Source organism: Okeania sp. SIO2C9 (assembly GCF_010672455.1).
Taxonomy (GTDB): domain Bacteria; phylum Cyanobacteriota; class Cyanobacteriia; order Cyanobacteriales; family Microcoleaceae; genus Okeania.
Genome location: NZ_JAAHGO010000054.1, coordinates 29830 through 42852, shown reverse-complemented (window position 1 = coordinate 42852; position 13023 = coordinate 29830). Strand labels below are relative to the sequence as shown.

11 protein-coding genes are annotated in these 13023 nt (G+C 35.1%); 3 read left to right on the top strand and 8 right to left on the bottom strand.

Going from position 1 to position 13023, the window contains the following annotated elements; translation table 11 throughout:
* Nucleotides 1-320: 320 nt before the first annotated feature.
* The gene (locus tag F6K23_RS29165) at nucleotides 321-1526 is read left to right on the top strand and encodes a peptidase U32 family protein (RefSeq protein ID WP_293162260.1); all 1206 of its coding nucleotides are present in this window, start codon (nucleotides 321-323) and stop codon (nucleotides 1524-1526) included.
* 255 nt (nucleotides 1527-1781) lie between these two features.
* Here F6K23_RS29165 and F6K23_RS29160 read toward each other — a convergent pair whose 3' ends face one another.
* The 3 genes from F6K23_RS29160 to F6K23_RS29150 form a co-directional block, all read right to left on the bottom strand.
* Nucleotides 1782-2252 carry a GNAT family N-acetyltransferase gene (locus F6K23_RS29160; RefSeq protein WP_293162258.1) on the bottom strand — a complete coding sequence of 157 codons (471 nt, stop codon included), beginning with the start codon at nucleotides 2250-2252 and terminating at the stop codon, nucleotides 1782-1784.
* Between the two features lie 585 nt (nucleotides 2253-2837).
* Nucleotides 2838-3059 (bottom strand): type I restriction endonuclease, encoded by a 222-nt coding sequence (locus tag F6K23_RS29155; RefSeq protein ID WP_293162257.1) that lies wholly within the window; start codon nucleotides 3057-3059, stop codon nucleotides 2838-2840.
* Nucleotides 3060-3074: 15 nt separating this feature from the next.
* Entirely contained in the window at nucleotides 3075-3374 is a 300-nt protein-coding gene (locus tag F6K23_RS29150; protein ID WP_293162255.1) for a hypothetical protein, read from the bottom strand.
* A 649-nt stretch (nucleotides 3375-4023) separates the two neighbouring features.
* Here F6K23_RS29150 and F6K23_RS29145 point away from each other — a divergent pair.
* Both F6K23_RS29145 and F6K23_RS29140 read left to right on the top strand, forming a co-directional pair.
* A complete protein-coding gene (locus tag F6K23_RS29145; protein ID WP_293162253.1) occupies nucleotides 4024-4797 on the top strand; it encodes an HAD family hydrolase in 774 nt (257 codons plus the stop codon).
* A 363-nt stretch (nucleotides 4798-5160) separates the two neighbouring features.
* On the top strand, nucleotides 5161-5973 hold the full coding sequence (locus F6K23_RS29140) for a Uma2 family endonuclease (protein ID WP_293162251.1): 813 nt from the start codon (nucleotides 5161-5163) through the stop codon (nucleotides 5971-5973).
* Between the two features lie 256 nt (nucleotides 5974-6229).
* On the opposite strand, the gene F6K23_RS29135 is transcribed toward F6K23_RS29140, so the two are convergent.
* The 5 genes from F6K23_RS29135 to F6K23_RS29115 all read right to left on the bottom strand — a co-directional run bounded on the left by F6K23_RS29135 (nucleotide 6230) and on the right by F6K23_RS29115 (nucleotide 12979).
* Nucleotides 6230-8890 (bottom strand): tetratricopeptide repeat protein, encoded by a 2661-nt coding sequence (locus F6K23_RS29135; protein WP_293162250.1) that lies wholly within the window; start codon nucleotides 8888-8890, stop codon nucleotides 6230-6232.
* 346 nt (nucleotides 8891-9236) lie between these two features.
* Nucleotides 9237-10106: a tetratricopeptide repeat protein gene (locus F6K23_RS29130; RefSeq protein WP_293162248.1), complete on the bottom strand. Its 870-nt coding sequence runs from the start codon at nucleotides 10104-10106 to the stop codon at nucleotides 9237-9239.
* Between the two features lie 249 nt (nucleotides 10107-10355).
* Nucleotides 10356-10490, bottom strand: a complete 135-nt coding sequence (locus F6K23_RS29125; RefSeq protein WP_293162246.1) for a hypothetical protein — start codon at nucleotides 10488-10490, stop codon at nucleotides 10356-10358.
* 510 nt (nucleotides 10491-11000) lie between these two features.
* Entirely contained in the window at nucleotides 11001-12002 is a 1002-nt protein-coding gene (locus F6K23_RS29120; RefSeq protein ID WP_293162245.1) for a hypothetical protein, read from the bottom strand.
* Between the two features lie 65 nt (nucleotides 12003-12067).
* On the bottom strand, nucleotides 12068-12979 hold the full coding sequence (locus F6K23_RS29115; protein WP_293162243.1) for a Stf0 family sulfotransferase: 912 nt from the start codon (nucleotides 12977-12979) through the stop codon (nucleotides 12068-12070).
* Nucleotides 12980-13023: the final 44 nt, after the last annotated feature.

Sequence of the window (13023 nt, the reverse complement as noted above, 5' to 3'; positions counted from 1 at the left end):
GCAGGCAACAGTTCATCTGGGGAAATAAAAAACTGATAATATAAGAACCTATCCCACTAATAAGATTTTTGCTAAAAACCCTAAATATTTTGAGAGTTAAAAACGAAAAATCAAGCTTTTCAAACATGTTTTACTTAAACAAATAAGCTGGTTAAAAATAGTGGGATAGGTTCAAGACTTTTAGCTATTGGACAGTTCTTGTAATTTGTACATAAGCCAGCGCACATTGCTATATTTCAATTATATCGTTGATTCTGATTCCTCAAACCATCATTGAGCGATCAAGCTAAAATAAGTTAATCAGTATATAAATAATAATTATGTGGAAACCAGAATTGTTAGCTCCTGCTAAAAATCTCGAACGTCTAAAAGTTGCTATTACTTATGGTGCTGATGCTGTTTATGTAGGTGGGCAAAAATACGGTCTGCGGGCGCGAGCAGATAATTTTTCTGACTACGACTTAGAATACGGAGTCAATTTTGCCCACGAAAATTATGCTAAAGTCTACCTCACTCTGAACGCTTTTCTCCACGATGATGACTTTGAAGGATTAGCCGAATATTGTCAATTTCTCGAATCTATTGGTGTAGATGGTGTTATTGTTTCCGACTTGGGGGTTTTGCGAGTCGTGAAAAATAGTTCTAATCTTGACATTCACCTCTCGACTCAAGCATCTTGTCTTAATTCTTATGCAGGACAAATGTGGAAAGAATTTGCTGTGAAGCGTTTAATTGTGGGGCGAGAAGTCAGTGTTGCAGAGGGTGGGTTGATTCGTAGACAAACTGGTATTGATGTGGAGATGTTTATTCACGGTGCTATGTGTATGGCTTTTTCCGGGAATTGTACAATCTCCAATTTTACTGCAGGTCGAGATTCTAATCGTGGTGGATGTATTCAATCATGTCGTTTTCCCTATCAGTTGGAGGCAAAAACAGACGATCGACCAGTAACGTTTATGTCTTCTAAAGATTTGTGGGGTATTCATCAAGTAGAAGCGTTTTTTGAGCATCAAATTTGTTCTCTGAAAATAGAGGGGCGAATGAAATCATCGTTTTATGTGGCGGTGACTTGTAGAGCTTATCGACAAGCGATCGATGCTTATGCAGAGGGGAGGTTGACTCCAGAGTTAGTTAATCAGATTAGTGGTGAATTAGAATCTGTGCCTCACCGTGACTATACTTCTGCTTCATTGGAAACTCTTGCTGGAAATGATTCTGTATATAAGCAGTTGGAAAGTAGTAGAGGGACTCACGAATATCTTGGTATTGTGATGGAGACAACACCAGAAAATATTATTTTGCAATTGGTTGAGTCTGTAGAAGTGGGAGATGAAATCGAGATTATTCCTGTGTCTGGAGAGATAGTGCGTTGGAGAGTTAGGCAGCTTATTTCTGTGGTAGGCGATCGCCTGGAGAAAATGCGTGCTGGTAATGTTGTTTGTATTCCTAAAACTGCAGCACCAGATATCTTGAATAATGTAGCAAAATTAAATATAGTTAGAATCCCACCAGTAAGTGGGGAGTAGGGAAGTGTGGGAGGTGTGAGGAGTGTGGGGAAGGTGGGGAGATTAGGAGTAGTGGTGTGACACACCTAAAATGTTGCAATAGTAAGGGCGGGTTCCACGTTAAATTAATGGCGTTACAAATTATTAGATGAACCCGCCACCTCCCTAATAATTTAACGCTATCCATTCCGATCAAAAGACACTTTTTATAGCATTCTTTTTTCAAATTGGTATTATTTATAAGAAGAGGTAATTCTAAATTCTAAATTCTAAATTCTAAATTCTTGAATTTTTTCCTTGATACTGCATAATTATGACGGGAACTTTGAAGATTTTTCTAGCTAATTGAGATATACCAAATTTGAACTTTAGAGATTGAGGTAATTCGGTTAAAGAAATAGGTACAAAACCAAAACGACGGTAAAAAGATTCTAATTTTTTCCCCAGACATTCTAGATATAAAGGTTTAGTTGATTGTTGAATCAGATGTTTGGTTAGTATTGTTCCTAAACCACGTTTTTGCCAAGATTTGATAACGACTAAACTACCTAACTCTTCTGCATATTCAAAATTACGCAACTGCCCACAAGCTACTAATTTTTCTTCACATTCAATCACCCAAAATTGTTGCCAAATTAATTGAGTTGGGTCAAGTTTAGCAGTAAAAACTATTTTACGAATAGACCAAATATCTTTGGCAGATGCAGGTCTGAGAGTACAGGGATTTGGCAATAATATTTCTGTCATTTTCACCTTTTTTGATAGTTCATTTATTTGTTGATGATGATTATTTTCGAGCCTAATTTTCAGTTAATTGAGATAAACGCTTTAAAATTTGAAAAACCTGATGTAAATCGTTTCCAGGATTAAGAATATCAAAAATTTGAGATATAGAATACTTTCATTAATGGATAATGGATAATTGATAATTGATAATTACCTCGGGTTTTAACCGCTACGGAATTGAATATCAGGAGATATTATTTCTTTTCTTGGTCGATTGGATATGGCTCCGAGACCCGCTCTTATCAGAGCCGCTCCGAATTGCGCCATCCCACCCTACGGTTCGCTTTGAAGAGAGAACTCCGTTCCGCTGACGCGAAACGCGACAGCGTTGCGTTACGCCAGTTTTGCGAAGCAAAAGCAAACGACCGCTGTCTTGGTCGATTGGATATGGCGAGGGGACTTCGCCATCCCATCCTACGGAATGCTCCGCAAACGACCGCTGTCTTGGTCGATTGGATATGGCGAGGGGACCTCGCCATCCCTCGACCGCTTTTTTCCCCTATCCAAGGGGAGGCTTCAAGGCGCGAATTATTTAATTATTAATTATTAATTATTCGGTAAATTATCTCCCTTCATTAATTTAACAAATCGGAAATTACTGCCATTTGTCAATAATCCAAATGTCGGTACTTCTGGAGTCAGATTAGTTAACATATAAAATAATAATTGAGGCAATCCTACTTCTAGAGAATATTGTGACCGTTTAGCTTCAATAGCAACTACCCAAAAATTTTCTTTTAAGACCAAAATATCTATACTTCCTCTCACAATTTTATCCTCATCTTATAGTACAAGTTCTACTGATTTTTCAGACTCAATATGAAAGGGAGGAATATATAAATCTGCTAAATATAATAACGGTGCTAATACCACCATTTTGACAGTATTTTCTAACATTTGATATTTAATATTGTTGAGATAGCCAGCTTTTAGTTTATCTAATCCTTGTCTTTCTAAATCATTAATTATTGGTAAATCATCAAGCCATTCTCGAAAAAATTGCTCATCCTCAGAAAATTGTAAATTGAATTTGGTTTCAATATTATATAAGGTTAGGTTTGTAGCTGTAATTGTTTCAAACATAATAAGAATAATTCTTGATTTAATACATTATTATTATAGTAATGTCAGCATTCAGCCGTCAGCTATCAGCCATCAGCTATTGCTTTTAGTTTTAGATAAAAGCTTTACTAATTGAGTCAGAATTTATATTTACCCTCTCTAGCTGGCTGAAACAGTCTATTTTCATTAAAATCCCCTCATGAGAGCTGAGAGATAACAGCTAATAGCTGTTTGCGCAGCATTCCGCAGGAAATGCTTACATAGTAATTTCATTCTAAAATTAAACTATAATACCAAATTCAAAAAAGGTAGTTACATCTTAGTTGATGATTTATTCCTACAATAAAAAAATATAAATCCCATAAATTCTAACAATTCAACCTTTTTTCCTCTTTAATATTTCTGTTTTTCTTTCCCTCCATACCTATTCCCTATTTCCTGTGCCGTGACTGTAGCAATATTTTATGAAATTGCTATAAGCTAAAAGTCGGGGATTTAAACCCAAGTTTGGACGTTCCGGAATGCTCCGCAAACAGATACCATCATCTATGCACAAATTTTTAGGCTGATAGCTGATAGCTAGTTAAAAATACTGAAGAAGCAGCAAAATATAACTTACCAACTGGTATAATCTCAAAAGTTTTGAAATTATCAACCATAAATATTAATTATGCCTTTGACTCCTCTCTCTAAAGCAGTAGCAAAAACAAGCCTGAAAAATATTCAATTTATAGCTACTGATATGGATGGTACATTAACTAAAAATAGTAAATTTTCTTCTAATCTTTTCCTCAGTTTAGAAAAATTAGCAGCAGCAAAAATTCAGGTATTAGTAATTACGGGTCGTTCTGCTGGTTGGGTACAAGCTATTAAAAATTATCTGCCAGTAGTAGGAGCGATCGCTGAAAATGGAGGTTTATTTTATCCTACTCATAGCGAAGCACCTAAATTTTTAACCTTTATACCATATATTAATCTACATAGACAAAATTTAGCTGAAATTTTCCAATACTTAAAAAGTCTATTTCCTCGGATTGAAGAATCTGTTGATAATCAGTTTAGACTCACAGATTGGACTTTTGATATTCAGGACTTAAGTTTATCTGAACTGACAAAAATGGCAGATATCTGTCACTCCAAAGGTTATGGTTTTACCTATAGTACTGTACAATGTCATATTAAACCTTTAGAACAGGATAAAGCTACAGGTTTATTGCAAGTTTTGTCAGAATATTTTCCTGAATTAACAACAGAAAAAATTATTACAGTTGGAGATAGTCCTAATGATGAAACTCTATTTGATGAAACTAAATTCCCTTTGTCTGTGGGAGTAGCAAATATTCGAGAATATGCCGATAAATTGAATCATCAGCCAGTTTATATTACCAACGAAAAAGAAGCAGAAGGTTTTTGTGAATTGGCAGAGTTATTATTAGAAATTTAGTAAAAAGATATAGAATTTTGGTCAAGGTAGGGAATAGGGAACAGGAAATATTTTTTTAGGAAAAAAATATGAAAAATTATTTTTTTAGTTTATTTTCTGGAGGTGTATATTAGGAAAAAATTAACCTGATTCAAGCAAAAAAAATATTTTTTATACAACGTCAATCTATAGAAACTGTCATTACTACTTTAGTCAAAATTCTATGTTAAGCTGTAAGTACGAATAAATATAGACGCAAATAGTGTCGTTATTATTAGTAGTATAAAAAAACATTATTTTTCAGTCAGATGAAATGATAGTATTCCGCACTACTTTGCGATCAGCCGCTCAAACCCAACCATGTCGATAGCGAAATAAACCGATATGACAAATATATCCATTCAATCAGATCCACCACTTTCAGCAGAGCAAACTCTGCCCACAATGTACGATCTACCAAGTGAAAATCAGGAGGAAGCAGGTTTGCCAGACGAATTTCACTACTTGCAACCAGAATTGTTGCGCCAAACTTTTCAACCTCACAACTGGTATCCCAATTTATTATTCTGTGGCAGCGATATGAATCTCTACTACGATGTCAAGCATCCCAGTTGGTATAAACGCCCAGATTGGTTTGGAGTAGTGGGAGTGCCCAGGTTATACGAAGAACAAGATATGCGCTTGAGCTATGTAGTTTGGCAAGAAGGAGTTAACCCTTTAGTGGTAGTGGAGTTGTTATCCCCAGGAACGGAAGATGAAGATTTAGGACAGAAAGTACGAACTCTGGGAAAACCTGCTACGAAGTGGGAAGTTTACGAGCAAATTCTACGAGTTCCTTATTATGTGACTTTCAGTCGCTATACCAATAAAATGCAGGGGTTTCATTTAGTAGGCGATCGCTACCAAACAGCAGAGTTGACTAATGGACGCTTATTAATTCCTAGTATCGAACTCAGTCTGGGTTTATGGCAGGGGAGTTACAGTAATATAGAGCGACTTTGGTTACGTTGGATGAGTATGGAAGGAGATTTGATTCCAACCCCAGAAGAGAAAGCAGTTGCAGCTCAACAACAGGCCATCAATGCCGAGGAACGGGCCACTAATGCTGAGGAACGGGCTACCAATGCCGAGGTACAGGCCGATCGCTTGGCTGCGAAACTACGAGAGTTAGGTATTGATCCTAATGAGTTGAGTTAAATAGCTATTAGCTTTTACTAAAGATGAAAAAGGTGGATACTCCTCAAGAGTCATCTTAAAGATGACTTAAACTATTAGCCAAGGATTAAAATCTTTGGCTTATATCATGTTCCCCCTCCGGGGGAGCTACGAATTGCGGTAGAACAGTTATAATTAGGCTCGTAGTTGGACTTTAGTCCTAATACTAAGCATTGTAAGGGCTAAAGCCCAACTACAAACCATATACTTTATTATAAGTAATTATCCGAACATGATATTATTTAAAAATAGAACTCAATCTTTGTGAAAAAACTTGAGGAGAACATTCAGTTTGAACTCGCTCTATAGCATTTTTTCTAAGTTTATTCCATAAAGTAAAATCTCGATAAAGTTTGATACATTGTTGAGCAAAATCTACATTACGATCGCCAACTAATAATTCTGATTCATGTTTCCATCCTAACTGTTGAGCAATTAAAGATGTGGTAACAATAGGTAAACCATAAGCTGCTGCTTCATGTACTTTATGAGGAATTCCTGCTGCATATCGAGTGGGAGCTACAAATAATCTTGCCTGATTATAAAATGGTGTTAAATCATCTACTTTTCCCAAAATTTTGATTGATTGATTGTTTAAATTATTTACTTTTTGTTCAATTTCTTCTACTGTGTTATTCCCAATAATTATCAATTCCACTGTTAAACCAAGTTGCTCTTGAATCAGGGGAAATATTTCCGAAGTTAGCCATAAAATAGAGTCAGCATTAGGAGATTTTTTTTCATATATTGAACCAACAAACAGTAAATTTTGTCTTTCTGCAAAAGTTTTAGGTGTAGGATTAATTGATAGAGAATGACCTAATAAACTGATATTGGTATAACCTTGTGCAAGAAATTGTTGTTGTTCTTGGGAGGAAACAGTAATAATATGATGGCTATTTTTAGCTAGTTGAATTTCTTCTGTTATAGCTTTTTGACGTTCTATTTCCGTAAAATTAATTTGATTTAAACGTTTATATTCATAATCTCGAATACTAAAAATTGCTTCTGCATCATAAATAATTTGGGCTGATTTAAGAAGATTTTCTTTCACTAAAATAGAGTTTAAATGTTTAATATTATGGGGACGACTAATAAAAACTAAATCATAATATCCTTTGCGTTTTCTTAAAAAATCTTCTAACATAATTAATCCATATCCGCGCATAACTTCAACAGTTTGGGGAAGATCGGAATAAATAGTTGACCAATCTTCGAGATGACGCAGATCCCCTGGATAAAGGGTGACAAAATAGCCTAATTTAACAAGATTACAGAGAATAGAATGACTGCGGGTATAACCCGAACCTACCCAAGGATGAGGAATTCTATCATCAATAAATAATATGCGTTTTGGTTTTTCTCTAGCTTGAGTGCGAGCAAATATTAAATTCTTCAGTTCGGTAGGATATTGAGACGAAAACCACTCTTTGTGTTTTTGTTGAAATATCTTTTGATTTTTTTTCATCAGAGCGATCGCCTGTTTGCTGGAACCTGTATTACTGGAACTAGCAAATTCATAATGGAGAATATTTACATTGGGGTCGTATATAATTTTTTTTCCTAATTTTTGCAGTCGCACACAATAGTCAGTTTCCTCAAAATAAGCTGGTTGATAATCTTCATCAAATCCTCCTAATTGTAAAAACAAATCCCGTCGAGTTAAGAGAAAAGCTGCGGAACAATAATCAACAGTACGTTTAAATTGATATTCTGGTGCAGTGGGTGAGTTTCCACGTCCATATCCTAAGCAAGTTCCATCTTGCCAAATGATACTTCCTGCTTCTTGGAGGGTGCCATCGGGAAGGATTAGTTTTCCACCTACTGCACCAATATCATCTGAAAATTTAATGGTTTCGAGAGCAGAGGGGATACTATTGCCGAGAATTTGAGTATCATTATTCAAAAATAGGATATAGTTTCCTTGGGCAATTTTGCTACCTTGGTTACATCCCAGGAGATAATGAAAATTTTGATGATTGAGGATAATTTTTGCCCCGTTTATCTGTTGTAGCAGTTGACGGGTGGTATCAGTGGAGTTGTTATCGACTAATATCAGTTCAAAAGATTGAAAGGGGTTTCTCAGAAGGGAGTATAAGCAGCTTAAAGTTATTTCTGCTCGGTTATAGAGAATAATAATGATGCTAATTTCTGGATTTTGAACTTTAGGGAAATTAAGTTGAGAGTTGGTATTGAGGAAACTATCAAGAGTGATTTGGTTAAGAGTATCAAGAGTCTGTTTTGCTTGGTCTAGTTGGGGAGTTTGGGGAGAGGATGGGTTTTGTGATAAGAGATTGGGATTTTGAGTAGATTGAAAACTTTCTGCTAAGGGATGGTTAGGTTGCAGTTGGAGAACCTTTTGATAGGCGAGTTGAGAGCGGTCAAATAATCCTTTTTTGGCAAGCGCTTTTCCTAACTCCAGGTAAATTTCGGTATCATTGGGAGAAATTTCTAATGCTTGATAGTAGGTTTGTAGATCGTCTGAGTTTTGTTGAATTTTCTGTTTGTAATAGTTAAGCAGATTGGTTTTTTCTGCTTTTGCTTGTTGTTGTAGAGCATCCCCGATTTTTTGATGTATTCCTGGGAAGTTGGGGTTAAGTTCGAGGGCGTTTTGGTAAGAGGCGATCGCCTCCTGCCACTGTTCTAATTTTATCAATGCTTCTCCTAACTGATAATGAGACAAATCAAAATCTGGCTTAATTTTGATAATGTGACGGTAAGCACTAACAGCATCTTGCCAGCTTTCCATTTCAAAAAAAGCATTTCCTAAATCTTGATAAGCTTCCCAGTTATTAGGTTGCAATTCGGTAAGTTTTTGATAAAAAGAAATAGCCTCTTTCCAGTTTCCTTGAGAAGAGTAATTTTTTGCATATTCCAAATAAGTTTCTGCGAGTTCCATTTGAGTTCTTCAAGTTTTGAGATTAATAAAAAGCAAAAAAATGACAAACAGAGAAAAACTCCCGTTTGTCATGTCCTAGTTTTTGTGGCGTTGGTGAAAAGAGGTATGATATCATGTCCGGATAAGAGCGCGAACAAAAAACTTTCTCCTTATATTCCTCTTTATTCTTCTTTCTTCCCTCCTGACTCCTGACTCCTGACTCCTGAGGACTCAATAATTAAGATTAATATCATACACGCGCTTCACCAACGCCGTTTTTGTTAAAAACTAAGCAGTAAAAACGAGAGTCAGAGCAAAATGTATTGAAACTGTAATAGTTCGTTACAGCGACAATAAAAGCAAACTTCTACATTGAAGCAGCTCTCTGGTAATATTGAGAAGCTTCATGAGTTTTACCTTGTTTTGTTAAAGTATCACCTATTAAACGATATAAACCGGGAGCATTTGGATTGAGTTCTATCGCCTTTTGATAACAATTCATTGCATCATTGAACAAGCTTTTTTGTTGTAAAGCATTGCCCATATTTTGGTTGGCAGCTACAGAATCCGGATCTAACTCAATTGCTTTTCGATAAGTAGTGATAGCTTGATCTAGTTGCCCCTGTTTGAGTTGGGCGTTCCCTAACTTAGCATAGACTCCTGCACCCAAATCTGGTTTTACTTGTAACGCTTTTTGATATGAAGCAATAGCTTCCTCAAAGCGTTCCTGTTTTTGCAGAGTGTCAGCCAAACTAATATAAACCCTGTGGGAAAAATCTGGTTTCAGTTCAATAGCTTTTTGATAAGCGGCGATCGCATCATTAGCCTGAGCTTGTTGATTTTCAGAGCTTTTTAGTTGAACCAACAGATCTCCTAATTCCTTGTAATCTTGGGCTCTAAGTACATTTTTGTCCATTTCAATGGCTTCTTGAAATGCAGCTATTGCCCCATAGATTTTATTTTGTTGCTTTAGAGCTCTGGCCTGTCGGATATATGCTCTAGAATTATTAGGTTGGAGAGCAACTATTTTTCTGCAACATTTGATCACTTCTTCCCAGTTTTTTTGAGCTTCATAAACTGAAGATAACTGAGTCAAAGCCTGTATGTTGTCTGGAGTCAGTTTAAGGGCCATCTTGTATTTGGCGATCGCTTCTTGGAGCGAACCTTGATCTTTAAGCTGTTTGCCAATTTCAACATTTTTCTTGGCAGCAGCGGCTTCTTTGAAAGATGAGGACATAACTAAGCCTTGAGAATTTCTTTACTTAATGTGACATTACTAGATATTTACTATATTCAATTCAATAGTCAGGAAAGTTTTGAGGAAAACGGCTAAAAACCCTGATTCTAGCATTTACTATTTCTTCCTTTTGGACTGGAAGGATTTATATCATGTCCGGTTGAATACTTATAGAACCCCTAAGCGGATCTATTTAAAAGGGAGTGTGGGAAGTGTGGGAAGGGTGGGGAGTGTGGGGAGATGGAAGCATTATTCTACCTGCTTGGTGCGCGTTCCCGAAAAGGAGTCAGCATTCCTCAAGGGAGCTGACGGCAACGCGGGGTATGACCGCTTGCGACTTGCCTCCTTCAGAGGAGCTGCGCTAGGGTCGTCGCGGGGTCGCATCCGCTTTTTCTCCTATCCTATTTCTGGAACTCCTGATATAGAATCCGGTTATATAGTATATGTTCATTATTCAATCTCCCCATCTCCCCATCTCCCCATCTCCCCATCTCCCCCAACAATACAATTAAGTATTCAACTGGATTTGATATTACTCGTTACTCGTTACTCGTTACTCCTTACTCCTTACTCCTTACTCCTCAGTAATACGATAACTAATTACCCGGATTCTATATGACTCGGTCCTCCTGACTCCTTTGCCAAAAACTTGTACCTTTGCAAAGATACGGTTAGGGATTCTATAAATAAACGATGGAGGAGTCAGGAGTCGTAGGGGCGAATGGCATTCGCCCGTAAAGGAGTCAGGAGGGAAGAAAGAAGAGGAGGAAAAGGAGAAAGTTTTTTGATCACGCTCTTATCCGGACATTATATTACTCACTAATAATCAAGATTAATTGAATGGTAATCGCTTTCTATCCCAAGTTATATTTTATTTAACTTTTAGCCCATTCATTAGATGTTTTTTTCAACATTTTCTAAAGTAAGATTCATCATTTGCTGCCACTCATACGAAGTTAAATAATCAATATTAAATATTTCTCTTTCTGATGTTGATGGTGGCGAGAATAATGGCTCGTTGTCTAAACCTAAATATTCTTGAGACACCTTTTTATTAGAAGCTTCAAATTCTTTCCATAAACTTAGGATTAAAGATGTAGAAAGTAGGTCATATTTTTTATCATCTAATAAAAATTTTTGATTAAAGTGTGCTTTCATAATTGGTGTTTTATATTTTTTTAAGCAATACTCTTTAGAGTATCCTAATTTATCAATAATAATTTCATTCATAAATCTCATAACTTCTACTACTTTATATCCAGGACTCATGTTCTGAATATTTGTAATTTTAAAATCTTCGATTCTATCAATTTCTAGAGTTTTTAAAAAATCATAATATAAATTATTTTTACTTTTAGTTATCTGATCAAAATTTTTGAGTATTATATTTTCTAATCCAAATGCTTTTCGCCAAGGTTTTAACAGCTTATAGTAATCATTTTTGGATTTGAAAATATCTAATCTTTTTTCTATTTTTTCGGAGAAACCATTAGCCTTTATTCCTTGTTTGTACATTGATTTTATCCTAATATCTTGCCTTCTTATGTATACAATTATTTTAACGATCTTAAATTTATTTAATTGCAGCTTAAGCTGTGATATTTGAGATTCATTCAATGTGTTAAAAAATTCAGAACTTATAATTATTTTATCAGCTATAGAAGAATTTATTTCTTCAAATAAATCATCCCAAGTTCCAAGTTGAGGATTATACTTCTGAAAGTGATTGGGAAAACTCCAAGCTAAATTATGATGAGTTCTCTTATTATCTAAAGTCCCTGTTATTGGATATAAGTATCCATGAGATAGCAAAATATCTCTATTCTTAGATAAAAAATTTTGCAGTGATGTTGAGCCTACTTTATTAAGACCTATATGAAGATAAACAGTTTCCATTTTTTTACTCCTTTGTAGATATCAAAATTTTTTTTAATTTCAAATTGATTTGAATGAATACTATTTTATAGTTTTAATTTTTTTCTTATTTGGTTACTATCAATTTTTCCTCTTCTTTTTAAACAAAAATCAATTTTTTTTGCATGATTTTCATAAAACCTAGTAATAATTTCATGACTTTTGGAATTAGCAATTTTAGTGTGATTGTAAGAAGATAATTCATCTATTTCATGTATTTGATCTAAATTTCCTAAAATATGATTAATAACTCTTAATTTAGTTAAATTAGGATTAGACCACATTTCCTCATAAGTTAAACACAAAGGCGAAATACCTTTTTTGCTAAAGTTTTGCTGCCATCCAAATTCTTGCTGTAGAATATGAATTAACCAATGCCAAATTCGATCATCCGAATACTTAAAATCTACTAGAGCTTTTTCAGAAGCATTTTTTTGTGCTGAATGGAACATACCTGTTTCTACTGCTCTATAAAGCGAAACTGCTTGTGCAACTAGATCGAGTCTATAAAGATAAATAAACTTATTTTTTTCTGGGTTCAATAAACTTAAGGATGAATCTTTTTTTGTTTTTTCCAGAGCATCACAAACCAGTTGGTGTTGAAAAAAGCTTAATTCCATTCCAAATACTTTATTTTCTGTACATTGTGTCCTTTTTATGCAGTCAAAATACTCTATTACATCTAGGCAAGGATAACGGTTTTGTATAATGCCAGGTAAATTACCTGGATTAAACCACTCTTCTGGGTTTCCTAAAATTTTTGTCTCTGATAACATTTCTGTTAACCAAGAACTACCACTTCTAGGAGTGATACATATAGTATATTCATTAATGGGAAGAGACAATTGTTGATAACTTTTTATGAGATTTCGACTCTTATCCAGTGATGCTAGTTCTTGAAAATCACTTAAAACTTGTAAGATTTTATTTTGAGTTTGCTTAGTTATAGTTTGAGTCATAGCTATTTCTTGATTTTATTTAGATTCAGTATGGATAGTTAACA